The sequence below is a fragment of the Methylobacterium sp. 13MFTsu3.1M2 genome, from assembly GCF_900112625.1.
Classification (GTDB): Bacteria; Pseudomonadota; Alphaproteobacteria; order Rhizobiales; family Beijerinckiaceae; genus Methylobacterium.
In genome coordinates this window covers 121,514-147,549 of the sequence record NZ_FOMM01000020.1, presented here as the reverse complement: position 1 = coordinate 147,549, position 26,036 = coordinate 121,514, and the positions used below count along the sequence as shown (strand labels likewise).

At 72.7% G+C, this 26,036-nt stretch carries 24 protein-coding genes; 8 read left to right on the top strand and 16 right to left on the bottom strand.

The annotated features are described in order from the left end of the window. The first annotated feature begins 800 nt into the window (after positions 1 to 800). The 3 genes from BM314_RS20555 to mscL all read left to right on the top strand — a co-directional run bounded on the left by BM314_RS20555 (position 801) and on the right by mscL (position 2,883). Entirely contained in the window at positions 801 to 1,511 is a 711-nt protein-coding gene (locus tag BM314_RS20555) for a phosphatidylserine decarboxylase (RefSeq protein ID WP_020092368.1), read from the top strand. A 7-nt stretch (positions 1,512 to 1,518) separates the two neighbouring features. Beyond that, positions 1,519 to 2,394: a CDP-alcohol phosphatidyltransferase family protein gene (locus BM314_RS20550; RefSeq protein WP_020092369.1), complete on the top strand. Its 876-nt coding sequence runs from the start codon at positions 1,519 to 1,521 to the stop codon at positions 2,392 to 2,394. A gap of 69 nt (positions 2,395 to 2,463) precedes the next feature. After that, positions 2,464 to 2,883 carry a large conductance mechanosensitive channel protein MscL gene (gene mscL / locus BM314_RS20545; protein ID WP_020092370.1) on the top strand — a complete coding sequence of 140 codons (420 nt, stop codon included), beginning with the start codon at positions 2,464 to 2,466 and terminating at the stop codon, positions 2,881 to 2,883. A gap of 4 nt (positions 2,884 to 2,887) precedes the next feature. Here mscL and BM314_RS20540 read toward each other — a convergent pair whose 3' ends face one another. The 14 genes from BM314_RS20540 to BM314_RS20475 form a co-directional block, all read right to left on the bottom strand. Continuing rightward, entirely contained in the window at positions 2,888 to 3,163 is a 276-nt protein-coding gene (locus BM314_RS20540) for a hypothetical protein (protein WP_020092371.1), read from the bottom strand. Positions 3,164 to 3,295: 132 nt separating this feature from the next. Continuing rightward, positions 3,296 to 3,709: a DUF1236 domain-containing protein gene (locus tag BM314_RS20535; RefSeq protein ID WP_020092372.1), complete on the bottom strand. Its 414-nt coding sequence runs from the start codon at positions 3,707 to 3,709 to the stop codon at positions 3,296 to 3,298. A gap of 126 nt (positions 3,710 to 3,835) precedes the next feature. Continuing rightward, complete coding sequence (locus tag BM314_RS20530) at positions 3,836 to 4,576, bottom strand: NepR family anti-sigma factor (protein ID WP_020092373.1); 741 nt, start codon at positions 4,574 to 4,576, stop codon at positions 3,836 to 3,838. Positions 4,577 to 4,739: 163 nt separating this feature from the next. After that, positions 4,740 to 5,525 (bottom strand): class II glutamine amidotransferase, encoded by a 786-nt coding sequence (locus tag BM314_RS20525; RefSeq protein WP_020092374.1) that lies wholly within the window; start codon positions 5,523 to 5,525, stop codon positions 4,740 to 4,742. Positions 5,526 to 5,603: 78 nt separating this feature from the next. Next, positions 5,604 to 5,915, bottom strand: coding sequence for a hypothetical protein (locus BM314_RS20520; RefSeq protein ID WP_020092375.1), 312 nt, complete (start codon positions 5,913 to 5,915; stop codon positions 5,604 to 5,606). Between the two features lies 1 nt (position 5,916). Continuing rightward, positions 5,917 to 6,576, bottom strand: coding sequence for a cytochrome c oxidase subunit 3 (locus tag BM314_RS20515; protein ID WP_056523414.1), 660 nt, complete (start codon positions 6,574 to 6,576; stop codon positions 5,917 to 5,919). Next, positions 6,573 to 8,249 carry a cytochrome c oxidase subunit I gene (locus BM314_RS20510; protein WP_056523416.1) on the bottom strand — a complete coding sequence of 559 codons (1,677 nt, stop codon included), beginning with the start codon at positions 8,247 to 8,249 and terminating at the stop codon, positions 6,573 to 6,575. The genes BM314_RS20515 and BM314_RS20510 overlap by 4 nt, the downstream gene beginning before the upstream one ends. Then, entirely contained in the window at positions 8,246 to 9,235 is a 990-nt protein-coding gene (gene coxB / locus BM314_RS20505) for a cytochrome c oxidase subunit II (RefSeq protein WP_020092378.1), read from the bottom strand. The genes BM314_RS20510 and coxB overlap by 4 nt, the downstream gene beginning before the upstream one ends. Beyond that, positions 9,232 to 9,720: a hypothetical protein gene (locus BM314_RS20500; RefSeq protein ID WP_091979878.1), complete on the bottom strand. Its 489-nt coding sequence runs from the start codon at positions 9,718 to 9,720 to the stop codon at positions 9,232 to 9,234. The genes coxB and BM314_RS20500 overlap by 4 nt, the downstream gene beginning before the upstream one ends. Beyond that, positions 9,717 to 10,778 carry a hypothetical protein gene (locus BM314_RS20495; RefSeq protein ID WP_091979876.1) on the bottom strand — a complete coding sequence of 354 codons (1,062 nt, stop codon included), beginning with the start codon at positions 10,776 to 10,778 and terminating at the stop codon, positions 9,717 to 9,719. The genes BM314_RS20500 and BM314_RS20495 overlap by 4 nt, the downstream gene beginning before the upstream one ends. Then, positions 10,775 to 11,341 carry a c-type cytochrome gene (locus BM314_RS20490; RefSeq protein ID WP_091979874.1) on the bottom strand — a complete coding sequence of 189 codons (567 nt, stop codon included), beginning with the start codon at positions 11,339 to 11,341 and terminating at the stop codon, positions 10,775 to 10,777. Before BM314_RS20490 ends, BM314_RS20495 begins: the two co-directional genes overlap by 4 nt. After that, positions 11,338 to 13,335, bottom strand: a complete 1,998-nt coding sequence (locus tag BM314_RS20485) for a DUF3341 domain-containing protein (RefSeq protein ID WP_091979872.1) — start codon at positions 13,333 to 13,335, stop codon at positions 11,338 to 11,340. Before BM314_RS20485 ends, BM314_RS20490 begins: the two co-directional genes overlap by 4 nt. A 2-nt stretch (positions 13,336 to 13,337) precedes the next feature. Further along, complete coding sequence (locus tag BM314_RS20480) at positions 13,338 to 16,310, bottom strand: TAT-variant-translocated molybdopterin oxidoreductase (RefSeq protein WP_091979870.1); 2,973 nt, start codon at positions 16,308 to 16,310, stop codon at positions 13,338 to 13,340. Continuing rightward, positions 16,307 to 16,966, bottom strand: coding sequence for a cytochrome c3 family protein (locus BM314_RS20475; RefSeq protein ID WP_020092384.1), 660 nt, complete (start codon positions 16,964 to 16,966; stop codon positions 16,307 to 16,309). Before BM314_RS20475 ends, BM314_RS20480 begins: the two co-directional genes overlap by 4 nt. 332 nt (positions 16,967 to 17,298) lie before the next feature. Between BM314_RS20475 and BM314_RS20470 the strand changes: the two genes are divergently transcribed. From BM314_RS20470 to BM314_RS20460, 3 genes are all read left to right on the top strand, one after another. Continuing rightward, positions 17,299 to 19,884, top strand: coding sequence for a P-loop NTPase family protein (locus BM314_RS20470; protein ID WP_091979868.1), 2,586 nt, complete (start codon positions 17,299 to 17,301; stop codon positions 19,882 to 19,884). A 170-nt stretch (positions 19,885 to 20,054) separates the two neighbouring features. Then, entirely contained in the window at positions 20,055 to 21,248 is a 1,194-nt protein-coding gene (locus BM314_RS20465) for a L,D-transpeptidase family protein (protein WP_091979866.1), read from the top strand. A 205-nt stretch (positions 21,249 to 21,453) separates the two neighbouring features. After that, entirely contained in the window at positions 21,454 to 22,395 is a 942-nt protein-coding gene (locus tag BM314_RS20460) for an MBL fold metallo-hydrolase (RefSeq protein ID WP_020092387.1), read from the top strand. 9 nt (positions 22,396 to 22,404) lie between these two features. Here BM314_RS20460 and BM314_RS20455 read toward each other — a convergent pair whose 3' ends face one another. Continuing rightward, a complete protein-coding gene (locus BM314_RS20455) occupies positions 22,405 to 22,587 on the bottom strand; it encodes a hypothetical protein (RefSeq protein WP_020092388.1) in 183 nt (60 codons plus the stop codon). Positions 22,588 to 22,858: 271 nt separating this feature from the next. Between BM314_RS20455 and BM314_RS20450 the strand changes: the two genes are divergently transcribed. Together BM314_RS20450 and BM314_RS20445 are read left to right on the top strand one after the other, a co-directional pair. After that, the gene (locus BM314_RS20450) at positions 22,859 to 24,097 is read left to right on the top strand and encodes a complex I NDUFA9 subunit family protein (protein ID WP_020092389.1); all 1,239 of its coding nucleotides are present in this window, start codon (positions 22,859 to 22,861) and stop codon (positions 24,095 to 24,097) included. Between the two features lie 26 nt (positions 24,098 to 24,123). Beyond that, positions 24,124 to 25,152, top strand: a complete 1,029-nt coding sequence (locus tag BM314_RS20445; protein ID WP_091979864.1) for a GDP-mannose 4,6-dehydratase — start codon at positions 24,124 to 24,126, stop codon at positions 25,150 to 25,152. A 28-nt stretch (positions 25,153 to 25,180) separates the two neighbouring features. On the opposite strand, the gene BM314_RS20440 is transcribed toward BM314_RS20445, so the two are convergent. Next, on the bottom strand, positions 25,181 to 25,960 hold the full coding sequence (locus BM314_RS20440) for a class I SAM-dependent methyltransferase (RefSeq protein WP_091979862.1): 780 nt from the start codon (positions 25,958 to 25,960) through the stop codon (positions 25,181 to 25,183). Positions 25,961 to 26,036: the final 76 nt, after the last annotated feature.

Genomic DNA, 26,036 nt, shown 5'->3' with positions numbered 1-26,036 from the left:
GCTCAGTTTGCCTTGACAATGTTCCTATTTTGTGCTTCCTGACCGCACCTGTCCGCGGCGGCCCGGGAGCGATCCCGGGCCGTCCTTCGGGGGCCCGCCCGGTGGCTGACCGTGCGGGTCCGGGGACGGGGCGGCGCCCGCGTCGGTGGCTCTCAGCCGCCATCGCCCCGGGCGACGGACCGGTGCGGGGCGTGCCTCGGATGCGGGCGTGAGACCGGGCGGCACTCTGCCCGGCGGGGTGAGGAAATGCCCCCGCGCCGACCCGCCTCTGGGCCGACCCTGAGCGACCTGCGGACCCGCCCACTACGAGGCGGGGGACGGCTGGAAGGCCACGGCGCCGATGCGGGTTCCGGAGGTGCGGGCACGGCGTGCGAGTACGGCGTGCCTGCACCTCGCCCGAGACCGCTCACGGGGAGTCGCAGGACCGAGACGTCGGAGACGCCGCGACGAGACAGACGGCACCGACCGGGGACCATGCCCGGTCGATGCCGCGGGGCGCCGCGGGGATCGGATCCCGCGCGTACTTGGCCGACACCTGGGTTCCCGCGGCGTCCCGCGTCCCTCGTGCTCGCCTCCCGGGCCATGCCCCCGGCGCCACACCGCGCGCGGGGACGATCACGCGTGTCCGCGAGCCTCGGCGTTTCGCGCCCGAATCGGCGCAGGAGCGCCCCCCGGCCGGAGCGGGCGCCCAGGCCCGCGGTGACCCGCGACCCCTGGAAAGTTGACGGCGGCCCGGCGGACTGCCATCCGCCCGTCCGACACGTCCGCCCGCCCGCGACATCCTCGAGTCCGAAGAGCCCATGACCGACCTGATCGAGACGATCCGCCGGACGCTCGTGCCGATCCACAAGGAGGGCTATCCCTTCATCCTGATCGGCATCGTGCTGACGGTGCTGGCCGGCTACTTCTCCCAGTTCTTCGGCTGGATCTTCCTGATCCTCACCCTCTGGGTCTGCTACTTCTTCCGCGATCCGGAGCGCGTCACCCCGGTGGCGGACGGGCTCGTGATCTCGCCCGCCGACGGCCGCGTGAACCTCATCGCCACCGTCCTGCCGCCGCCCGAGCTCGACCTGCCGCAGGTGCCGACCCTGCGCGTCTCGGTGTTCATGAACGTGTTCGACTGCCACGTGAACCGGGTGCCGGTGGCGGGCCGGATCGGCCAGATCCACTACACGCCGGGCCTGTTCCTCAACGCCGAGCTCGACAAGGCCAGCGACGACAACGAGCGCAACGGCATGGTCATCGAGACGACCCATGCCGGCCAGCCGAAGCGGGTCGGCGTGGTGCAGATCGCCGGCCTCGTGGCCCGGCGCATCGTCGGCTTCGTCGCGGCGGGCGACGTGCTCGGCGTCGGCGAGCGGTTCGGCCTGATCCGCTTCGGCTCGCGGGTGGACGTGTACCTGCCGGCCGGCTCGACCGTGCTGGTCGGCCTCGGCCAGAAGGCGGTGGCCGGCGAGACGGTGCTGGCCGATCTCGGCGGCGGCCCGGAGCGGCTGTTCAAGCGGATCTGAGGCGGCCATGGACGATCTCTTCCCGCCCTTCGCGCCCGACCCGAACGAGCCGCGGCCGCGCCGGTTCAAGCCGGTGCCGTTCCGGATGATCGCGCCCAACATGATCACCCTGATGGCGCTCTGCCTCGGGCTGACGGCGATCCGGCTCGCCTTCGAGGGCAAGTTCGAGCCCGCGGTCATCGCCGTGGTGGTGGCCGGCGTGCTCGACGGCATCGACGGGCGGGTGGCGCGGCTGCTCAAGGGCACGTCGCGCTTCGGCGCCGAGCTCGATTCGCTCGCCGACTTCGTGAATTTCGGCTGCGCCCCGGCCCTGATCCTCTACGGCTTCGTGCTGTTCCACCTGAAGTCGGTGGGCTGGATCGTGGCGCTGATCTTCGCCATCGCCATGGCGCTGCGCCTCGCCCGCTTCAACGCGATGCTGGACGACCCGAACCGGCCGGAATGGAAGAAGGACTTCTTCGTCGGCATGCCGGCCCCGGCGGGGGCGCTCACCGCGATGCTGCCGCTCTACCTGCACTTCCTGGGCTTCGGCATCGAGACCTGGGCCGCGCCGGCGGTCCTGATCTACGTGCTGTGCATCGCCCTCCTGGTGGTCTCCACGGTCCCGACCTACTCGGGCAAGACCATGGGCAAGCGGGTACCGCGCAGCCTCGTCCTGCCGATCTTCCTGTTCGGCGTCGCGGCCTTCGGCATCCTGATCAGTTACCCGTTCGAGGCGCTCGTGGCGGTGAGCGGCGGCTACCTGCTGACCATCCCGGTCGTCGCCGCCCAGTATCGCCGGCGGCTCAAGGCGGAGCCGGCGCTCCCGGCCGGGGAGCGGCCCGCGGCCGGGGCGGATGCGCAGCCCGAGAGCGGTGCGGAGGCGCGGCCGCCGGCCGTCTAGCCGGACCGGGCGCTGGCCGCCGCGGGATTCTCCCCTACCTTGGCAGCGTTCGTGGAGGGGGTTCCGGAGATGCTCGAGGAATTCAAGAAGTTCGCGCTGCGCGGGAACGTGGTCGATCTCGCGGTCGGCGTGATCATCGGCGCGGCCTTCGGGGCCATCGTCAATTCGGCCGTGCAGGACATCTTCATGCCGGTGATCGGCGCGATCACGGGCGGGCTCGATTTCTCGAACTACTACATCCCGCTCTCGTCCAAGGTGCAGGCCGGCCTGCCCTACGTGGACGCGAAGAAGCAGGGCGCCGTTCTCGGCTACGGCCAGTTCCTGACGCTGACGCTCAACTTCGCCATCGTCGCCTTCGTGCTGTTCCTGGTGATCCGCGCGATGAACCGTCTGCAGCACGCCGAGGTCAAGAAGCCCGACGAGGTGCCGGCGGACGTGAAGCTGCTCTCCGAGATCCGCGACCTGCTGGCGACGAAGCCGCGCGTCTGACGGCTCAGCCCGCGCGCGTGTCGTCGTCCGACGGCTTCACCCCGAAGGCGTCGAGGATCTGGTCGAGGGCCTGCCCGACGGCGCCGGTGCCCTCCTCGTGGGTCTTCAGGCGGGTCTCGAGCCTGCGGATCTGCGGCTCGAACGCGTCGGGCACCGGGTCGTCGCCCAGGAAGCGCGGCTTGTCGGTCCCGACCGGCAGGACGCTGCGCAGCTGCTGGCCGAGATGGTCGCGCACCGGTTCCGGCAGGGTGGATTTCGGATCGGTGGGAGTGTCGCTCATGGTCGCCTCACGGGTCGAACCGTCGTCAACGGCCGGACGGATGAAGCGTTGCGCCGGCGGCCGCGTCTGCGGGAATGCCCCCGGAGCCAAGCTCCGGGGGCGTTCGGGCCGGCACGAGACCGGCCCAGGGTCTTAGTCGATGACCTCGACGATGCGGTGACCGCGGTCGACCAGCACCGGGCGGTCGTTCACCACGGTGTAGCGGTAGCCCGGCTGCACGCGGTACTCGCTCGGCACGTCGTAGTAGGTCACGCCCGAGTTCGGCAGGGTGGTGCCGACGGCGACGCGGCCGTCGTAGTCGTACGAGCGGACGTTGCGCTCGCGGACGTAGCTGCGGAAGCGCGGGGCCATGTCGACGCCGAGGATGCCGCCCACCGTGCCGGTGGCCGCGCCGACCGCGCCGCCGACGATGCCGCCGATCGGGCCGGCCGCGTCGGCACCCGCGGCCGCGCCGCGCTCGGCGCCCGGGATGGTGCCCTGGGCCTGGGCGGCCAGCGGCAGCGAGAGGGCGAGGGCCGAGGCGGCGATGAGGGTCTTGAAGGTCATGCGGTGCGTCTCCGTTCCGTGGTGTTTCGCCGCGCGGGCGCAGCGAAGCTCGGGCCGGTAACGCCCGATCCCCGGAATCGGATGCATCTTTTTTTGTGGAGCGCCGGCCCGCGGCGGCCCGGGCGCCTACGCGTCCTTGGGCATCGCCGACTGGATGAACCGGTCGGAGCCGAGATCCTCCTCGTCGTAGCCCAGGAGTTCCGCGAGGCGGCCGCGGGCGCGGCTGACGCGGCTCTTCACGGTGCCGACCTTGCAGCCCATGATCGTCGCGGCCTCCTCGTAGGAGACGCCCTCGGCGCCGACCAGCACCAGCGCCTCGCGCTGGTCCGGCGGCAGCTTGGCGAGCGCCGATTGCAGATCCTCGACGTCGAGCCTGTCGCCCTGGTGCGGCGCGGTGGCGAGCCGGGCCGCGTAGGACCCGTCCTGGTCCTCGACCTCGCGGACCCGCTTGCGATGGTCCGAGTAGAAGATGTTGCGCAGGATCGTGAACAGCCACGCGTTCAGGTTCGTCCCCGGCTGGAACCGGGCGCGGTGCTGCCAGCCCTTCAGCAGGGTGTCCTGGACGAGGTCGTCCGAGCGGGCCGGGTTCGAGGTCAGCGACAGCGCGAAGGCGCGCAGCGACGGCACGGCCGCGAGCAGGCCGTTGCGGAATTCGGGCTCGATCGCCTCGCCCCGGGCGCGCAGCGCCGCCTCGAGCTTCTCGATCAGCTCGGCGAAGCGGGACGGCAGCGTCTCCTCGCCGATCCGGTCGTAGACCGTGCGCAGGTGCTCCCCGAGATGCGTGCGGATGCCGGGCGCCAGGTTCGGGCGGCCATCCCGAGTCCCGTCCTCCTGGGACAGGACGGTGTCGGTGTCGTCGCGGGTCATGCGTATCGCGCTCGTCAACTCATCGTGGCTCGACCTGTGGTCCCGAGCGGGTCGAGGCGGAGCGCTTGCCGGCTCGAACCGGTGGTGAGGTCCGGCCGATGCGCTCCTGTTACCGGGATTCTAGCGCATCGGCCGCGGCCATGCACCCTCGGGCAAAACACACTTAAGCTAAGTTGGCCGGTCTCAACAGCCGGATCGCCCCGTCGCGCAGGGTCAGGACGTCGCCGCGGGCGAGATCGGTCCAGCACTCGTCCCGGGTCAGCGCCTGCGTGGCGATGACCGTCACCACGTCGTGCTCGGTGGTCTCCTGGGCGAAATCCACCTGCCAGTCCTCGTCGATCAGGGTGGCCTTCCCGAAGGGGGCGCAGCGGGTGAGGTAGCAGAGGCGCTTGCCGCAATGGGCGTAGAGGGTGCGGCTGTCGGTGAGCAGCATGTTGAACACGCCGAGCGCGTGCAGCTCGCCCGCGAGGTCGGCCACCGCCCGGTCGAGGGTCTCGGGGCGGGGCAGGGCGCGGAACCGGGCCTGGAGCCGGCCGAGCATCCAGCAGAAGGCGTGCTCGCTGTCGGTGGAGCCGATCGGCATGAAGCCGCCCAGCGGCAGCCGCTTCACGCCCTTGAGCTGACCGTTATGCGCGAAGGTCCAGCGGCGGCCCCACAATTCCCGGGAGAACGGGTGGGTGTTCTCCAGGCTGACCCGGCCGCGATTGGCCTTGCGGACATGGGCGACCACGATCCGGCTCTTGATCGGCATGTCGCGCAGGAGCCGGGCGAGCTGCGAGCGGGCGCTGGGCTCCGGCTCGTGGAAGCTGCGACAGGTGCGGCCGTCGTAGAAGCTGATACCCCAGCCGTCGGCGTGCGGCCCGGTCTCGCCGCCGCGCCGGGCGAGGCCCGCGAAGGAGAAGCGGATGTCGGTCGGCACGTTGGCGCTCATGCCGAGCAGTTCGCACATCGTCTTTCAGCCGGGCCATGCGGGGAAGCGGCCCCGTTTAGGAGCGTTCGGCCGTCCCGACAACGGCTTTCGCGCGGGTCAGCGGGCGAGATAGTCGGTCAGCGTCATGCCGACCATGATGGCGACCCAGAAGAAGCCGAGCCCCGAGAACAGCCGGATCAGCGGCGGCTCGTGGATCACCTCCATGGAGACGAGGAGGATCAGCGCCACCATCACGGCGACGACCGCGAGCTCCACGATCCAGACCTGCGCGAAGGGGAGGGTGGCGCCCAGCGTCACGTTGACGGCGAGCAGGGCGAGCAGCGCCAGGAAGGTGAGGACGGGCGTGCGCAGGCGCTTCCGGAGCAGGGCGCGGTCGTCGGCGCTCAGGGTCGCGAGGGGGTTCCGCATCCTACCGGTTCACCACGTAGAGGATCGGGAAGGCGAGGATCCAGACCAGATCGATGAAGTGCCAGTACAGGCCGTAGACCTCGATCCAGTTCTGGTGCCGGGCGAGGAACCCGGCCCTGGCGGCCATCCACGTCATGCCGAGCAGGAGCGCGATGCCGGTGAACAGGTGCAGCGCGTGGAGCAGCGTCGCGACGTAGTAGAGGTTCACGAACAGCCGCGCCGCCGGCGTCTCGGCGAGGGCGAAGGGCCGGTCGCTGAGGAACGGCATCATGTGCTCGGCCCAGTCGGCGTAGTACTCGTAGCCCTTGAGCACGAGGAACAGGCCGCCCAAAGCCGCGGTCGCCAGCATCGCCCGGACCATGGCGCGCTGCCAGCCCATGCGCGAGAACTCGATCGCCATCGACATGGTCAGGCTGGAGCAGATCAGCACCACGGTGTTGGTGGCCCCGATCCAGAACTTCAGGTGCTTGGCCGCCGCGACCGTCGCCTCGGGGTGCTGGATCCGGGTGATCAGCGCCACCAGGAACAGGGCCGCGAACAGCAGCAACTCGGTGATCAGCCAAGCCCAGATGCCGAGCGTCGCCGCCTCGCGCTGCTGCGCCACGCTCTCGAAATGGTGGGCGCGGGCGACCCCGACGCCGTCGGCGAGGGGCTCGCTCATCCGTGCTGGTCCCGGGCTTCCTGGGCCTGGATCGGGTAGTCGTAGGGGATGCGCGGCACCTCCGGCGGGGACAGGAAATTGTGCGTCGGCGGCGGGGACGACGTCTCCCACTCGAGCCCCTTCGCGTTCCACGGGTTGGCGGGCGCCTTCCGCCCGAACCAGAGGGAGTAGACGAGGTAGAGCATCGGGAAGAGGTAGCCCGCCGCCAGGATCGTGGCGCCGGCCGAGGACAGGACGTTGAGGAGCTGGAACTCGGCCGGGTAGGTCGCGTAGCGCCGCGGCATCCCCAGATAGCCGAGGATGAACTGCGGGAAGAAGGTCACGTTGAAGCCGAGGAAGATCAGCAGCGCCGAGACCCGCCCCCAGGGCTCGCTGTACATCCGGCCGGTGAATTTCGGCCACCAGAAATGCAGCCCGCCGAGGAAGGCCAGCACCGTGCCGCCGACCATGATGTAGTGGAAGTGCGCGACCACGAAGTAGGTCGCGTGGATGTGCTGATTGATGGCGAGCGTCGCGAGGTAGAGCCCGGTGAGCCCGCCGAGCACGAACAGGCCGATATAGCCCATCGCGTAGAGCATCGGCGTGTCGAGCCGGAGCGCCCCCTTATGGATCGTGGCCGTCCAGTTGTAGACCTTCACGGCCGAGGGCACCGCCACCGCGAAGGACAGGGCGGAGAACACCAGCGAGGCCAGGTCGCTCTGGCCGTTGACGAACATGTGGTGGCCCCACACGAAGAAGGTCACCGAGGCCAGCCCGATCGAGGCGTAGGCGACGAAGCGGTAGCCGAACAGCTTCTTCTGCGCGAAGGCCGGGACGATCTCGGAGATCACCCCCATGCCGGGCAGGACCATGATGTAGACGGCCGGGTGCGAGTAGAACCAGAACAGGTGCTGGAACAGCACCGGGTCGCCGCCGTAGGCCGGGTCGAACACGCCGATGTGGAAGGCACGCTCCGCGATCAGCAGGATCAGCGCGGTGGTTATGACGGGGGTGGCGAGCAGGAAGATCAGGCTGGTGGCGTAGTGCGACCAGACGAAGATCGGCAGCTTGAACCACGTCATGCCGGGCGCCCGCATGGTGTGGATCGTGACGACGAAATTGAGCCCGGTCAGGATCGACGAGAAGCCCACGATCGTGACGCCGATCAGCGCCGGCAGCACCCAGGTGTTCGAGAAGGCGGTGGAGAGCGGCGCGTAGAAGGTCCAGCCGGTGTCGACGCCGCCGAGCACCACCGAGACCAGGGTGAACAGGGCGCCGGCCATGAACACGTACCAGCTCGTCAGGTTGAGCTTCGGGAAGGCGAGGTCCTTGGCCCCGATCATCAGCGGGATCAGGAAGTTGCCGAAGGTCGCGGGGATCGACGGGATCAGGAAGAACCAGACCATCACCACCCCGTGGATGGTGAAGGCCTTGTTGTAGGTGTCGTTGGTCATGATCGCGCCATTCGGCACGACGAGCGCGAGGCGCACCACGCCGGCCGCCAGGGCCCCGATCACGAAGAAGCCGGTGATCGAGGCGAGGTAGAGGATCGCGATGCGCTTGTGATCGGTGGTGAGGAACCACGAGCGCAGGGTCGATTCCGCGTGCAGGTAGTCGGATTTTCGCCCGATCGTGGATTCCGGGGCGTGGGGTTCCCGGCGGGCGGTGCCGCCGACGCTGCCCGATGCGCTCATCGTGTCGCTCCCGGCAGCGTCGCGTCCGCGGCCTTGCCGGAGGCCGGACCCGCGTAGGATTTCAGGAAATCGATCAGCGTGCCGAGCTCGTCCGCCGGGATCCGGCCGGCAAAGCTCGGCATCACCTGCTTGCCACCGCCGGCGAGCCGGTCACCGTTCGGGTTCAGGATCTTCTCGCGCAGCCACGCGTCGTCGGCGGTGACGGTGCGCCCGTCCGCGAGCTTGACTTGGCTGCCGTAGAGGCCCGCGAGGCTCGGCGCCTTCACGGACGAACCGGGGTCGTGGCAGCCGGCGCAGCCATAGGCCTCGTAGAGCGCCCGGCCCGCCGCGACCTTGCCCTGCTGCGCGCCGGCGTGGGTCAGCCAGTCCTGGTAGTCGCCGGGATTCATGAAGGTGACCTCGCCGCCCATCACGGAATGGTCGGTGCCGCAATATTCCGAGCAGTAGAGATGGTAGGTGCCGGTCTTCTCGGCCTTGAACCACAGGTCGGTGTAGCGGTCGGGCAGGGCCGCCACCTGCATCCGCACGGCCGGCAGGTAGAGGGCGTGGATCACGTCCTGGCTGATGATGTGCAGCCGGATCGGCTGGCCGATCGGCAGGTGCAGGTTGTTGATCTCGGACTGGCCCGTCGGGTGCTGGAACTTCCACATCCACTGCCGGCCGATCACCTCGACCACCATGGCGTCGGGGGGCGGGTTCTTCGACTCGACGAACAGCCGGGCGCCCCAGACGAAGAAGATCAGCGTCAGCAGGAACGGGATCAGCATCCAGCTGATCTCGATGAGGTTCGACCGGATGCCCGAGGGGCTCCGGTCCGCCTCGGAGCCCTCGCGGTAGCGCAGGGCGAAGTAGGTGATCGCCACGAAGACCGGCACGGTCAGCAGCAGCGTCAGCACCGTGAAGGCCAGGATCAGCCAATCGGTCTCGATCGCCGTGGCGGAGACCGCGGCGGGCCAGAGCTGGAGGGAATCGTGGCTCGGCGTCATCGCGCAGCGGGCTCCGCCGGTTCGAGGGAGCGGCCGACGGTCAGGTCCATGGCGCGCCCGATCGGGATGCGGGCGCGGGTGTGGGCCTCGTCCCGGTAGCCGTAGCCGGAGAGGCGCGCCGCGGCCTCGGCCCGCTCGCGGTCCAGGTCGGCGTAGGGGTCGGCCTGCAGGTTCGGCGGCGGCGGCGCCAGCCGCGTCGTCTGCTGCGGCGTCAGGGCGGGCAGCGCCCGGCGCTGGCTCGCCGCGAAGGTGCCCATCAACCAGACCATCGCGCCGACGACCGCCAGCGCCGCGAGCGCGAGGCCTGCCATCACCAGCACGGTGTTGCGGACGTTGACGTCGCGCGTCTCGTGCCCGGGATCGTCGGGATGGCGCTGCGTGTTGGCCGCCGGGCGCGGCGGCCGCCCGTTCAGGAGGTCGCTGCCGCGCAGGGTCAGCCCCGCGAGGATCGCCGGGATCAGGCCGGTGGGTCCGTCCGCGCTCATGCCGGCCTCCCGGCGCGGCGGGCGGTCGCGGCCGCGCGGTCTGCGCGCGGACGCATCAGCGGGCGCAAAGCGGCCGCGAGGCAGGCCACGGCGCCGGCGGCCAGCACGTCGCTCGGCCGGAGGACGAAGCGGTCGCGCACCGCCGGGGTGATCAGCCAGAACATCTCCAGGGCGTGGACGGCGAGCGCCGCGCCGGCCAGGATCCGGGTGGTCGGGCGGCCCGGCCGCAGGGTCGCGAGCCCGGCCAGGACCACGACCGCGCCGGCCACGATTGCCAGCGCCCGCCCGACCCAGCCGCCGCGGGCGAGGTACCACGCCACCTCGGGCGGCAGGTTGGCCGACCAGACGATCAGGAACTGCACGAAGTGCATGTAGGCCCAGAGGCCGAGGAGCACGACGAGGGGGACGAGCCGGCCCCGGCCGGGGGCCGTGCGGCCGCGTCCCACGGGCTCCGGCTCCTCCCAGGCCAGCAGGATCGCCGCCGCGAAGGCGAGGCCGCTCCACGCCGTCATCACCAGGAGACCCAGGAGGGTGGAGTCGAGCCGCGGATCCAGGGAGGCGACGACGTCGGTGACGAACAGCGTGCCGATGACCGCGTGCAGCCCCACCGCCGGCACGGTCCGCCCCTCGCCGGGCGCGTCGAACGGTCTGGCGAAGCGCAGCGCCAGCCAGGTCCAGGCCGCGAGGTAGGCGATGACCCGGACCGCGAAGAACGGCACCGTGAACCACAGGGCGGCCAGTGGCGTGCGCGCCGGGGCGCTCACCCACGGATAGAGCAGGGGCGCGGCGGCCAGCAGCGGCAGCGCCAGCACGGCCGCGACCGGCATCAGCGCCGTCAGCCGGCGCAGGCCCGCCAGCATTTCGATGCCGCCGCGCTCGCGGACCCGCTTGCCGAAGCGCTCGGCCACGATGACCACCGGCAGGGCGCCGACCGGTAGGGCGAGGAGGACCAGCCACGCCGCGAGATACGAGGCTGCGGCTCCGCGCCAACCGCCCGCGATCAGGCAGACGGCCAGGAGGACGAGGCCGGCGAGGCCGAGAAGGGCGGGGCGCCTCACCGCGTCGCCTCCAGCCGCGCGCGATCCGCCTCGGGCAGGCTCGCCACCGGGGCGTCCTGGCTGAGCTGAAGGGCGCGGACGTAGGCGACGATCGCCCAGCGGTCGGCGGAGGGGATCATCTGGGCCATGCCGAACATCGCCTTCCGGCCGTTCGAGATGGCGTCGTAGAGGTCGGACGCGGAGGCCGCGCGCACCGGCCCGGCGGTGAGGTCGCCGGCGGACGGGAAGCCCCGGGCCACGATCATCCCGGCGCCGCGGCCGTCCTGCCCGTGGCAGGGGGTGCAGAACACGCCGTAGCGCTCACGGCCCTGGTCGAGCAGCGCCCGGCTGATCGCCTGCGGCTGCGGCGCCGCGCGGGCCGGATCGATCCGCGGCACGGTGCCGGCCACCGGCTGGCGCATCGTGATCTCGCGGGGGAAGAACGGGTTCTTGTCCCAGGTCTTGGCCCGCGCCTGATCGGCCATGTCGGCCTCGCCGCAGGCGGCGAGCTGCGCGAGGGCCAGGCAGGCGAGGAGGGCGCGCGGCCCGGCGCGGCGGGCGGTGCGGCGGACGACGCGCCTCATCGCGGGATCCGCCGGATCTCGAGGGGGCGCCCGGCCTCGGCCGGCAGCGCCGCGAGCCGCCGCTCGATCCGGCCCGCGTCGAACCGGTCGCCCCGCGCCTCAGCGGAGAGGAAGAACCGGTCCTCCGAGGCGCGCAGGAAGCCCGGGATGTTGAAGGCCGGGTGGTTCAGGCGCGGCAGGCGGTTGAGCACGAGGAGCGCGAGGTGGATCGCCACGCAACCGGCCATCATCGCGAAGGAGACGCTCGGGACCACGAAGGACGGCCAGGACAGGCGCGGGCGGCCGCCGATCAGGAACACGTAGTCGTAGGCCGTGGCGTAGATGCACAGCGCGAAGAAGCCGAAGCCGCCGAGCAGGGCGCCTGCCAGGGCGTAGGGCAGGATCGAGCGCCCCTCCAGGCCCAGGGGCCGCAGGGTGCGGGGCATCGGCACCGGTCCGTGCCCGTCGAGATGGACGTGGTCCGGGCCGATCCCGGAGACCGCCTGGAGGGCGGCAGCGAGGTCGCCCTGGCTCGCGAAGGTCGCGGACACGCCCCACAGGGGCGCGGTGACCGGGTTCTCCTCGGGGCGACCCGTGGCCCCGGACGCGGCCGCGCGGGCGGCCTCCTGCGCGGCCGGCGACGCCGTCAGGGCGAGGCGGCGGCTCTCGACGATCGAGACGGCCGGCAGGTAGCGCAGGAACAGGAGCAGCAGGGTCAGGAACAGCCCGATCGAGCCCGCGAAGGTGGCGATGCCCCAGATGTCGGTCGTGTAGGGCAGCCTCGAGGAGGGCAGGAAGTCCTGCGTCAGGGTGACGACCAGGACCATGACGTGGTCGGCGTAGGCACCGATCGCCACGAGGAGCCCCACCGCCGCGATCGCCGGCGGCGCCGTGCGGGCGCGGGCCGACCACAGGATCTGCGCGGGCAGGACGAGGCACAGGACCGCCGTCCAGGACACCAGGGCGTGGTCGCCGGTCATGCGCCGGACCAGGACGCCGCGCCCCTCGGCGTCGCCGTTGAGGAAGGTGTCGAAGTACTCGGCCGCGTAGCAGTAGGCGCTGGCGCAGCCGAGGCAGAGCAGCAGCCGCCCGAGGACGTCGAGATGGCGGTCCGTCACCAGGGCGTCGAGGCCGTAGACGAGGCGGATCAGCATCACGGTCACCGCCGTGACGCCGACGCCCGAATAGACCGCGTTGACCAGGAAGCTCACCGGCAGCAGCGTGCTGTGCCAGCCGGGCATCAGCGAGCCCGCCAGCATGACCGAGGCCCCGGTCTGGACCGAGACCACCAGCAGCACGCCGAGGAGCGCCACCGTCCGGTAGGCCTGGACCCAGATCTGCCAGTGGGCCGCCGAGCCGCGCCAGCCCGAGGCGAGGATGCCGTAGACCTGCGCGCGCAGGAGGGCGAGCTTGCGGGTCGGCGCCTTCGCGTCGAACTGGCGGAGCGCCTCGACGTGGGCCCGGTCGCGCAGCGTCGCGAGGTCCGGCAGCAGGCCGATGAACCAGAGGCTGACGCAGATCACCAGGAACGACACGATGTCGATCGCGTCCCACAGGAGCGGCGAGCGGAACTGCGGCCAGAGATCGTAGGTGTTGGGGTAGGGCAGGTTCCAGAAGAAGAACCAGGGCCGCCCGAGATGGATGATCGGGTAGAGGCCGGCGGCCGCGGTGGCGAGCAGCGCCAGGGTCTCGGCGACGCGGTTCACCGCCCCGCGCCACTCCGCGCCGAGCAGGAGCAGGATCGCCGAGACCAGCAGGCTGCCGGAGGCGACGCCGATCCACCAATCGTAGCTCGCGATGTCCAGCGCCCAGACGACGGCGTTGTTGTTCGCCCAGATGCCGGGGCCGGCGTAGAGCAGGTAGCCGAGGGTGAGGACGAACAGGCCGAGGAGCGAGGCGGCCCCCGCGAAGGCGATCCACCAGCGCCGATTACCGGGATGCGTCAGCGGGATCTCCGCGACCGCGCCGCCGATGTCCTCGAGGGTCGCGTCGGGCCGGATCAGGGCGCCGGACATGCTCAGCCCTCCCGTCCGTTCGGATCCGCGGCCGGGGCGAGCCCGGCGAGGTAAGTGGTGCGCGGCCGCGTGTTCAGGTGGCCGAGGAGCGCGTATTCCCGGGTGTCCCGTCGGGCGGCCGAGACCTGGCTCCCCGGGTCGGCGACGTTGCCGAAGGTGATCGCCCGGGTCGGGCAGGCGCCCTGGCAGGCGGTCTCGACGCTCCCGTCGGGGATCGGCGCGTGGGCGTCCTTGGCCGAGGTGATCCGCGCCGCCGTGATCCGCTGGATGCAGTAGGTGCACTTCTCCATCACGCCGCGGGACCGAACCGTGACCTCGGGGTTGCGCTGCTGCTGCTCCACCGGGGTCGTGCCGCCGGTATAGTCGCGGTAGTTGAAGCGCCGGACCTTGTAGGGGCAGTAGCTCTGGCAGGTCCGGGTGCCGACGCAGCGGTTGTAGACCTGCAGGTTCAGGCCCTCGCTGTCGTGGAGCGTCGCCTCGACGGGGCAGCCGAGCTCGCAGGGCGCCTGCTCGCAATGCATGCAGGGCACCGGCTGGAAATGCGTGGTCGGGGCGTCGAGGCCGCCCGCGTAGTAGCGGTCGACCCGCAGCCAGCCCATCCAGCGGCCGAGCGCGACCTCCTCGCGCCCGACCACGGGGATGTTGTTCTCCGCCTGGCAGGCGGTGACGCAGGCGTTGCAGCCGATGCAGGCGTCGAGGTCGATGGCCATGCCCCACTGCGCGGCGACCCAGCGGTCCTGGCTCTCCGGGGGCGGGTAGAACGAGGCGGGGGTCGGCGCACCCTTCGGGTCGCCCGCGGGCGCGGCGCCGAGCGCCTGGACGCGCACGAGGTCCTGCCCCTCCATCGTGCCGAGGTGCTGGGTGGTCACCGGCATGCGCACGCGGCCGGTCTTCGTCAGCCGTGCGCCGACGAGGCGCCAGGTCGAACCGGCCGGGCGCAGGGGCGCGGAATCGTAGCCGAGGCCGCGGGCGAGGTGGTCCGGCACGTCGCGGCCGTAGCCCAGGGTGAGGGTGACGGTGTCGTCGGCCTGGCCGGGCAGGATCCAGGCCGGCCCCTCGACCGCGCGGCCGCCGGCCTCGACCCGCAGGATGTCGCCCGTCGCGATCCCCGAGCGCTCGGCGAGGCGCGGGCTCACCGCGACCACGTTCTCCCAGACCACCTTGGTCAGGGGCTTCGGGAGTTCCTGCAGCCACGCGAGGTCGGCGTGGGTGCCGTCCCAGATCGTCGGATCGGGCCGGAACAGCACCTCGACCTCGCCGGCGGACGCGGGGGATGGGGCGGCCGCGGGGGCCGCCGCCTGCGTCAGCGCGACGGTCTCGGCCGGGCGCGCGCTGCCCGCCCAGAAGCCGAGGCGTAGGGCCTCGGTGAAGCGGGCCTCGAAGGCCGCGTCGTCCTCGCCGGCGCTGCGCGCGCCCGCCTTGAGGAGGTCGAGGGCGTCCTGGCCGCTCTCCCCGCCCTCGCCGCCGGCCAGGAAGGCCAGCATCTCCGAGGGCGTCCGACCGTTGTAGAGGGGCGCGACGGTCGGCTGGATCAGCCCCACGGTCCCGTCGAGGGACCGGATGTCGCCCCAGGATTCCAGCGGGTGGGCGGCGGGCAGGTGCCAGTCGGCGTGCGCGCCCGTCTCGTCGTAGTAGAGTCCCGCGTGGATCTTGAGCGGGACGCGCGCCATCCGGGCGGCAAAGTCGAGGGCGCCCGGCGCCTCGTAGACCGGGTTGGCGCCGAGCACGACGAGCGCCTTGACGGCACCCTGATCCAGGGCCTCCGCGAGCTCCGCGAGGGTCCCGGCGCCCGTCTCTTCCGCGGGCGCCGTGTGGACCAGGGTCGCGCCGGTGTTGCCGTGGGCGCCGTTGAGGCGGTGGACCAGCGCGTGCAGTTCCGGGCTCGCGGTCAGGCCGGCGGTGACGATGCCGCTTCCCCGGGCCTCGGCGAGCGCCGTGCCGGCACCCCGCGTCCAGCGCGCGACGGGGTCGTCGCCCGCCGGCGCCGCGCCGCCGGCGGCCAGGGCGAGGAGGTCCCGGGCGAGATTCTCCAGCCGGCCGGCCGGGACCGCGAGTCCGTAATCCGCTTTGGCGCTGGTCAGCGTCGGCGTCGGCGCCGCCGCGTGGAGGGTGAGAAGGCGCCCCTCCGCGTAGGCCGCGCGCCGCGCCTCGCTCCAGCGCCGCGACAGGCCGACCTGGCCGGGCCCGAGGTCCAGGAAATCGCCGTCCAGCGCCACGATGGTGCGGGCGCGGCCGAAATCCGGGATGGTCTCCAGCGGCCGGCCGTAGGCCTGGCGGGCGCCCTCGTAGATCCCGCCGCGGCCGGCCCCGGCGCCGGTGTACCAGCGCAGAGCCGGGTAGGCGGCCCGCAGCCGCGCGATCTGGGCCGCCACGCCGGGCGACGTCACCGGGCCGGTGAGCAGGGCGAGACCCTCGCCCCGGCTCTCGCGCCAGCCCGGCATCCGCGCCTGGAGATCCGCCCGGAACGCCGGCCAGGAGCTCGGCCGGCCGAGATGCTGCACCGCCTGGGAGCGGAACGGGTCGTAGAGCCCGAGGACCGAGGCCTGGGCCAGCACGTCGGTGCCGCCGCGGCTCCAGGGATGCTCGGGGTTGCCCTCGATCTTCAGGGGGCGGCCGTTGCGGGTGGTGACCAGGATGCCGTTGCCGAAGCCGTCGAACACCGCCGAGGAGGCGTAGGACAGGTCCGTGCCGGGCACGATCCGCTCGGGCTGGTTGACGTAGGGCACCTCGTAGTCGCGGCCGCTGCCCCCGCCGCAGGCCGTGAGGCCGCCCAGCGCGAAGGAGGCGGCCATGAGCTTCAGGAAGCCGCGCCGCTCCGGGGCAGCGGCGAGCCGGGACGCCGACGGGAACTCGGCCGCCAGATAGGCGCGGAACTCGGGGCTGTCGGCCACGGCGTCGAGGCTGCGCCAGAAGCGCGGTCCGTCGCCGCCGGCGAGTTTTTCGCGCAGGGCCGCGATGTCGGGGGCGCCGGTCATCGGTGGCAGATCCCGCATTCGGTCAGCCGCTCCCCGCCGCGGATATGGTACTGGGCCACGAGCTTGGGCCCCAGACTCGCCTGGTCGGCCGGCGGCTTCCAGGTCATGTTCCAGACCTGATCCGGCGTGCGGACGTACTTCTCCGGGGCCCGGTGGCAATCGAGGCAGAACTGCATCTCGAAGGCGTTGGCCCGGTAGGTCATCTGCATCGACGTGACGTCGCCGTGGCAGGTCGAGCAGCCGATCCCCTTCGTCACGTGGACGGAGTGGTTGTAGTAGACGTATTGCGGCAGCTTGTTCAGCCGCTTCCATTCCAGCGGCTTGTCCTGCGCGTAGCTGTCGCGCACCGGCTTGAGCATCTCGGAGCCGGTCCAGATCTGCGAGTGGCAGGTCATGCAGGTGTGCGTCGGCGGGATGCCGGCGGTGGCCTCCCGGTCGACCGTGGTGTGGCAGTAGCGGCACTGGATGCCGAGCTCGCCGGAATGGTGCTTGTGGCTGAACGGCAGCGGCTGGGCCGGCGCGATCCCGACGCCCGTGACGTAGTTCGAGCGCACGATCCCGGCCGCCAGGACCGGGACGCCCACCAGGCAGGCCACGCCGGTCATCAGCGCGAGGCGGTAGAGCGCGTCGGCGCCCGGGGTGAACAGCTGCGCCATCAGGCGGTCCCGGGCCCTTCGGTCTGCTCAGCCCCTCGCCGCACGCGTCACCCCATCCTCTGATCCCGCCCGAGATCGGCTGCGCCGGCACGCCCGCGCGACGCGGCCCGGGCGGACGCGGCGACCGGGCCTCGCGGCAGCCTCCAGGGTCGCGCCGCGCACGGAATCCAACCTAGAGCGCTTCCATTCCAGGGCTAGAACTTGGATCAGTTCTGCCGACATGTCGCACGGGGCCGGGCCGCGCCGGCCGCCCTTTCCGCCGCGGCCCCGAAGGCCTATGCCGCGGACGGCGGCGGACCGCGGCGGACCCGCCCGATGCTGTCCGGAGACGCATGGAATCCGATCCTCTCCTCCTGACGTGGCGCGCCGCGCGGCCGCAGCACACCGTCGCGGCGGCCCTCGCGGTCGGGGTCGGCGCGCCGCTCTGCGCGCTCGCGCTCCTGTGCCTGCGCGACCTGATCGCGGTCCTGCCGCGCGACGAGGCGCCGGTCCTCCCGTTCCTGCGCGTGGCGGCGGAGCTCCCGGGCCGGGAACTGGTGCTCGTCCCCGGCATCCCGATGCGCCCCGCCGAACTCGAACTCACGGCCTTCCTGTGCATCGCGGTCTGCGCCCTGGCGCTGGCGGGGGTCGGCTGGTTCGTGGCGCGCCTGTGCTTCAAGGCGCAGAACAGGGCCGGGGACGCCGTCCGCGAGGGCGTGCTGCAGGCGATCCTCGACGCCCCCGCGGGCGCGCGGGACGAGGCGCGCGGCCTCACCCGGATCGTCGGCGAGGTACTGGCCCGGGCCGACCGCCTGCTGGCCGCCGGCATCGTCCTGCCGGCGATGACCCTCGCGGCCCTGATCCTGGCCCTCGGCTTCGCGGCGCTCGCCGCGCCCAGGCTGGTCCCCGCGGCGGTGATCGGCCTCGCGGCGATCGGCCTCGCCTACGGGCTGGTGCTCGAGCGCGCGCGCGACCGGCACGATCTGCGGCTGCGCTCGAGCGCGCGCGCCGAGGAGAGCCTGAACGACCTCGTCCGGCGGCTGCCCGCCGTGCGCAACCACGGCGCGGCGGCGATCGAGCGCCGCCGGATCGCCGCCCGCGTCGCCGCGATGCGGGCCAATGTCGGGCGGGCCGAGGCGCGGCTGGCCTATGCCCGGGCGCCGGCCCTGGCCCTGGCGGTGATCCTTCCGGCGATCGCCGCCGGCACCGCGCTGTGGCGCTCGGGACCGGGCCAGCCGCCCGCGGCCCCGGTGGATCCGGCCGCCCTCGTGGCGGCCGTGGGCGCCTTCGGCCTCGCCGGCTGGCTCGCGGCGATCTGCGCGCGTCTCTGGATGGTCCGCAGGTCGGTGCGCCCGCGCCTGCGCGACCTCGCCCGCACCATCGCGGCCCTCGAGGGGCGGCGGGCCCGGGCCGCCCGCAGCGGCACCGCCGCCCTGCCGCTGCCCCGGTCCGGGATCCTGGCCACCGAGGGCGTCGGCGCCTTCGATCCGGCCACGGGCGAGCGCCTGACCGGCGTCGACGTGGCCGTGTCGATGCCGGGGCACGTGGCGATCACGGGCAGCCGCGGCAGCGGCGCCCGCGCGCTGGCGGCGGTGCTGGCCGGCCAGGTCGAGCCGACGGCCGGCGCCGTCACCTACGCGGGCACGGACCTGCGCGACTTCGACGCCGCCGAGCGCGCCCGGCGGATCGCCTTCACGTCCGGCGAGGCGATCCTGATGGAGGGCTCCCTCCGGCAGAACCTGCTCTACGGCACCGATCCGGCGACCGCGCCCGACGACATCGCGCTGATCGGCATCAGCCGGCTCACCGGCCTCGACGGCTTCGTGTACGCCCGCGGGCTGACCGGGCGGCTCGACCCGGCCGCCCAGCCGCGGCTCGCCGCCGCGATCGTCGCCGCGCGCCGCACCATGCGGGTGGCGCTGGCCGCCAAGGGCGCCGAGCGCCTCGTCGAGCCCTTCGACCCCGACCGCTACAACAACCAGGCGAGCATCGGCGAGAACATCCTGTTCGGCGAGCCGGTGGGCGGCACCTTCGCGCCCCTGCGCTTCGCGCGCCACCCCTACCTGCGGGCGGTCCTGGAGGCCGAGGGGCTGGTCCGGCCGCTCACCGAGATCGGCCTGTCGGTGGCCCGCAGCACGGTGGAGATCTTCGCCGACCTGCCCAATGACCATCCCCTGTTCGACGCCTACTCGCTGTTCCAGGCGGCCGAGCGGGGCTATTTCGAGGATCTCGTGGCGCGCCTGCCAGGCGCGGCGAGCCTGCGGCGGGGACCGGCGGGCCAGCGCGACCGCGCGCGGCTGATCGGCCTCGCGCTGCGCTACAACGAGTCCCGCCACCGCTTCGGCCTGATCGACGGCCCGTTCGAGGAGCGCCTCGTGCAGGCGCGCCGGTCCTTCGCCCGGATGCTGCCGGCCCACCTCGCCGGCGCGGTGGTCTTCCACGATCCCTCGCGGGTCAATCCGGCCGCGAGCCTGGAGGAGAACCTGCTGTTCGGCCGGATCAGCCTCGGCGAGGCCAATGCCGAGCCGCGGGTGCGCGAACTGGTGCGGCGGGTGCTGGCGGACGAGGGCCTCGAGGCCTCGGTCTACGGCCTCGGCCTCGACAGCAAGGTCGAGATCCAGCCCAGCACCGGGGCGCTGGCGGACGGCGCGATCAACGCCCGCGAGCGGGTGGCGATCGAGCTGAGCCGGTGCCTCGCCCGCGACCCCGACATCCTCGTGGTGGCGGTCGCGATGGACGAGCGGAAGGCCGAGGGCGCGCGCGAGCGTCTCGCCCAGCTGCGGCAGGCGCGGACCGGGCGCGGCCTCATCGTCTTCCTGTCCGAGACGGGCCTCGCCGAGTGCGCCGCGCCGTTCGACGCGGTGATCGCCGTGGAGAACAGCGCGGTCGTCGCGCCCGTGCCGGCGGATGCCGAGCGGGAGCCGGAACCCGCGGCCTGAGGGGAACCGGCGGCGGTGCCCGTCCGTGGGGGAGGCGGCGCCTCCGCGGAGCGACGGGCGGGGCGGCGGGCGGACCGGACGCGCAGCCTCACGGCCGCCGCAATACTCCGTCAGGTCGCGAGGCCGCGCCCGTCCGGCAGCCATCCCGGCCGATCCAGCGCGGACGGTTCATGCCCCTGTCGACCTCGCTTCCCCTCGCCGCCGGCCTCGTTCTGCTGGCCCTCGCAGGCCCGGCCGCCGCGCAGGCGGGCAAGGCCGAGGCGCCGATTCCGGCCGCGACCCTCGCGCTGATGGCGCAGAAGGGCGTGACGGCCGCCTCGCCGGTCCTGTTCCGGGCCTACAAGAAGGAATCGGAGATCGAGGTCTGGAAGAAGGGCGCCGCGGGCTACGTCTACATCAAGACCTTCCCGATCTGCCGCTGGTCCGGCCAGCTCGGGCCCAAGCGCAGGACCGGCGACCGTCAGACCCCGGAGGGGTTCTACGCCGTGCCCCGGCGCCAGATGAACCCGAACTCGCACTACTATCTGTCCTTCGACGTCGGCTATCCCAACGCCTACGACCGGGCCCATGGCGGCACCGGCTCCGCCGTGATGGTGCACGGGATCTGCTCGTCCATGGGCTGCTTCGCCATGACCAACGGCACGGTCGGCGAGATCTACGCCATCGCCCGGGACGCGCTGAACGGCGGGCAGGCGGCCTTCCAGTTCCAGTCCTACCCGTTCCGGATGACGGCCGAGAACATGGCCCGCCACCGGACCGATCCCAACATCGCCTTCTGGCGGGAGCTCAAGGCCGGCTCCGACCGGTTCGAGGCCAGCCGGGAGGAGCTGCAGGTCTCGGTCGTCGCGGGCCGGTACGCCTTCGCGCCCGCCCGGGATCCCGCCGTCGAGGCGGCCGTCACCACCCGCCGGGCGGTCGAGGAGGCGCGGATGGCCGCGCTCGCCGAGGCGGGCGAGCCGGCCGTGCGCACCACCTATTCCGACGGCGGGCAGAACGCCTTCTGGGCGGCCTACACGGCCCGGGGCGGCGCGGTGGGGGACATCAGCCGGCCGGAGGCCCTGGCCTTTGCCGGGCAGGAGGTGGTGGTCGTGCCGGGCCATCGCGTCCATCGCCCGGTACCCGAGACGGTCTGGGCCGGCTGGGCCGCGCCCGGATCGGGCCTGTCGCCGCGGCAGATGGCGGGGTTCGTGCCGGTCTACGAGCGGGCGCCCGACCCGTTCGGGGCCCTGGTCGCGCCGCTCCCGACGCGGTACAGCGACGCACTCCCGTCCTGGCTGGCCGCGGGACTCGCCGGATCGGCGACCGGCCGCCCGATTCTGGCCGGGTCGCCGGCCGGTCTCCTGGCCGCCGCGGAGCCCCTCTGAGCATGCGAAGGCCCCTCGCGGCGGCCCGTGCGTGTGCGCGGACGCACATCACGACCGCGTGCGGCACACCAATTCATGATACGGCAGGGGATGAGCGGTACACCTGCTCCGTCGGCCTGCCGTATTCAGAGCTACCTTCCCGGAACGGCGACGGGGTTTCGATCATAAGTGATCGGGACCGACTGTCCGCGGATTCGTGATCGCCATGTCGAACAGTTCCGAGCCGACCATCCTGGCGGCCGACCAGGACCTCGCACTGCGCTTCTGGGGCGTCCGCGGCTCGACGCCCGTCAGCGGCCCGCAATACGCCGAGTTCGGCGGCAGCACGCCCTGCATCGAGGTGCGGTGCGGCCAGCGCATGTTCATCGTCGACGCGGGCTCGGGCATCTACAACCTCGGGCAGGGTCACCGGACCGATCTGCCCCAGGAAGTCGACCTGCTGTTCAGCCACCTGCATCTCGACCACACCGCGGGTCTGCCCTTCTTCAAGCCGGCGGTCCTCGATCCCGACCGGGTGATCAACACCTATTGCGGCAACCTCGGCGGCGAATCGGCCGGGCCGACCCTCGACCGCCTGTTCGCGCCGCCGCTCTTTCCGGTTACGCTCGACAAGCTGTGCTGCACCTTCCACCACCACGGCTTCGAGGCGGGTCAGACCCTGGCCTTCCCGGACGGCACGCGCGTCGCCACGATCCTGCTGAACCATCCGCAGGGATCGGTCGGCTACCGGTTCGAGCACGGCGGCCGACGCCTGTGCCTGATCAGCGACATCGAGCACAGCGACCCGTGGCCGGATCCGGAGCTCGCCGCCTTCGTCGCCGACGCCGACCTGATGGTCTATGACGGCATGTTCACCGACGGGGAATATCCGACCTGCCGGGGCTGGGGGCACTCGACCTGGCAGAAGGGCGTGGAGCTCGCCCGGAACGCCGGCGTGAAGGCGCTCGGGATCATCCACCTGCACCCGGCCCATTCCGACACGGCGCTGCGCGACATGGAGGCCGACCTCCAGGCCGAGATGCCGACGGCGTTCATCGCGCGCGAGCGCCAGAGCCTCATCGTCGGCGCCCCGCGGGCGGTGAGCGGCCGGCCGAGCGCGCGCCCGGCCGTGGCGCGGGAGATGCGCCGCCGAATCAAGGTCGCCTGAGGCCGGGCGTCAGACGGAGCGCCGCCGGCGCGTCCGGCTGTACCGGGCCCAGGTGAACAGCACGAACAGCGCGACGCCGATGATCAGGATGCTCCAGCCGTAGTTGCTGACGAGCTGCGCGTCGATCGGGTGGCCGACGTACCCGAGCGCCACCAGCAGACCGAGCACCGCGATCGCCGCGGAAACGAGCATCCCTACAATCATCGAAGTCCCCGGCGCGTCCCATCCGCGCGATTCGGCAGGGCCGTATGGTGGGGAAGAATGCACGGCGGCGGCACCCGTTCCAGCCCCGTGATCAGCCTCCCGCGAGCCGGCGCGCGGTCCCTCGGCCGCGATCATCCGCCCCGCGCTGTTCACCGGAATGGCGCGGCGGCGCATTCGGCGGCTCCCATCGCGCCGAAGTTAGGCTAAGTAGGCCGCCTGACGGCGCCCCGAGGCGCGCGAGGAGCTCGAGACCACGGCGATGAGCGGCCAAGACAACACGACGGCGTCCGCGACGGCGCACACCAGCGAGCAGACGCATTCCGCCGCCGCCCCGGGCCCCCTGCGCCCGCAGGACCAGCTCGTGACCATCTACGGCGGCTCCGGCTTCCTGGGCCGGCACGTGGTGCGGGCGCTGGCCAAGCGCGGCTACCGGATCCGCGTCGCGGTGCGCCGGCCGGACCTCGCGCTGTTCCTGCAGCCGCTCGGGAAGGTCAACCAGATCGTCGCCGTCCAGGCGAACCTGCGCTACCCGGACTCGGTGGCCCGGGCCGCCGAGCGGTCGGACGTGCTGATTAACCTCGTCGGCATCCTGCAGGAGACCGGCTCCCAGAGCTTCGCGCGGCTGCAGGTCGACGGGGCCGAGGCGATCGCCCGCGCCGCGGCGCGCCAGGGCGCCCGGATGATCCAGGTCTCGGCGATCGGCGCCGATCCGGCCTCGCCGTCGCTCTACGCGCGCACCAAGGCGGAGGGCGAGGCGCGGGTCTTCGCCGCCTGCCCGGACGCGGTCGTGTTCCGGCCCTCGCTGATCTTCGGGCCGGGTGACAGCTTCTTCAACCGCTTCGCCGGCCTCGCCCGGGCGCTCCCGGTCCTGCCGCTGGCCGGCGGCCAGTCCCGCTTCCAGCCGGCCTTCGTGGGCGACGTCGCCGAGGCGATCGCCCGCGCGGTCGACGGCACCCTGGCGCCCGGCAAGGTCTACGAGCTCGGCGGCCCGGAGGTGGGCACGCTGGAGCATTTCGTGCGCTACATGCTGAAGACGATCCGGCGGAAGCGGGTCGTCGTCGACCTGCCCGTGCCGGCGGCCAAGCTCCAGGCCCGCATGCTGGAGATCGCCGACACGCTGACCTTCGGCCTGCTGCCGGATTCGCTGAAGCTGACCCGCGATCAGGTCACGCTGCTCCAGAACGACAACGTCGTCTCGGAGGCCGCCAAGGCCGAGGGCCGGACCTTCGAGGGGATCGGGATCACGCCGACCGCCGCGGAGGCGGTGGTGCCGGGCTATCTCTGGACCTTCCGCAAGGCGGGCCAGTTCGCCACCGATCGCGACGAGGAGGTCCTGTCCGAGGTGCCCGACACGCTGGCGTCGCAGCCCCTGGCAGCCGGCTCGCAGCACCGGCCGAAGACCGCCTCCGGCCCGGCGATCGGCGCCGATGCCGGCAGCTCGCCGGGGGCCGGGCAGGGCAGCATGGGCGTGCGCTGGGGAACCCGGAACCCGGGCTAGGTGACGCTCCCCGCCCGGATCGCGCCGTGAGCGCGCCCTCTCCCCACGGGTCCGGCGGCCCGGTCCCGCGGCGCGTCCTCGTCACCGGGGCGGCCGGTTTCGTGGGCGGCCACGTCCTGCCGCTCCTGGCGGGGGCGACGGCGGGGTCGACGGCGCGGGCGGGCGACTGCGTGGCCGGGATCGGGCGGGGGCGGTCGCCGCGCCTGCCGGAAGGCGTCACCTACGCGGCGATCGACCTCCTCGACGAGGCCGCGCTCGGCGGCTTCGTGGCGCGGTTCCGGCCGACCGCGATCCTGCACCTGGCGGGCCTCGCCTCGGTGGCGGATTCCGCGAGCGGCCCGGGCCAGACGTGGCGGGTCAACGTCAACGGCCTGATGAACCTCGTGGCCGCGGTGGAGGCGGTGCCGGGCTGCACCTTCTTCTTCGTCAGTTCCGGCGAGGTCTACGGCAGCGCGTTCCTCGCCGGCCACGCCCTCAGCGAGGCGGTCGAGCCGCTGCCGCGCAACACCTACGCCCGGTCGAAATGGGTCGGCGAGCAGCTGCTCCGCGACCTGCTGCCCCGCATCGGCGTGAAGCTCGTCGTGCTGCGGCCGTTCAACCATATCGGTCCCGGCCAGGACGAGCGCTTCGTCGTGGCCTCCTTCGCGGGACAGATCGCCCGGATCGAGGCCGGCCTCGTGCCGCCCTGCCTGGAGGTCGGCAACCTCTCGTCCTACCGCGACTTCCTCGACGTCGCCGACGTGGCGAACGCCTACGCCGACCTGATCGGCCGGGCGGACTCCCTGGCGGACGGGAGCGTGTTCAACATCAGCTCGGGCAAGCCGCGGACGATCGCCAGCGTCCTCGAGGACCTGCGTGCCCGGGCCCGGGTCCCGTTCGAGATCCGCATCGCCCCGGAGCGAGTGCGGCCGACCGAGATCCCCCTGGCCGCGGGCGATGCCGGCCGCCTCCACGCCGCCACCGGCTGGCAGCCGCGGGTCTCGTGGGACGCGGCCCTGACCCGGGTTCTGGACGACGCGCGGGCGCGGCTCGCGGACGCGCGCGCGACCCGCTGAGGCGCCGGGTCCCGCGCCGAAGCGTCGCTCAGCGCTCCGCGACGCCGATCAGCGCGGTGGAGGGGATCGGCAGGACGGGTCGACCGCCCGCCATGCGCCGTGCCTCCGCGATCACCGCGGCCCGGTCGTCCGCGCTCAGGTCGACCCAGTCCGGCGACAGGCCGAACACCGTGTCGGGGTCGTCGAGCAGGGCGACGTCGAGCGCGTAGTCAAAGGTCACCCGGTCGATTCGCGGGGCCGCGTACCCGGCCGCGACCAGTTCCCGGGCGAACCCGGCCGGATCGCCGAGCGCCCGCACCCCGTCGGGCATCGCCCGGCTCTCGCGCTCGGGGAACAGCCGGCGGCGGATCTCGCCGAGCAGCAGGAACGTCGCCGCGCCCTGGTCCTGCCACGTCGCGACGACGCCCCGTCCCCCGGGCCGCGTCACGCGCGCCATCTCGGCGAGGCCCTTCCGCCAGTCGGGGAACATGATCACCCCGAAGATCGAGAACACCGCGTCGAAACCGCCGTCGGGCAGGTCGAGGGCCTGGCCGTCCATGACCCGCGCGTCGACGTTGGGCAGGGCCGCCCCGGCGATGCGCGCGACCATGCCGGGCGCGAAGTCGACCGCGAGGACCTGCGCCCCCGTCCGCGCCGCGGCCAGCGCGAGGGCGCCGGTGCCGGCCGCGACGTCGAGGACGCGGCTCCGCCCGGTCAGCGGCACCCGCGCGAGCGCCGCCTCGGCGAAGCGCGCCGTGAACGGGTGGGCGGTCGTCTCGTAGTGCTCGGCGACCTTGTCCCACCGATCGGGGTTCTCGAACTCGCGCACCGCTTCGGCTCCGCTCTATCACGTAACTTGATAAGTATCGTGATGCGGCACGGTTGCCAATCCCGAGCCCGGTGTG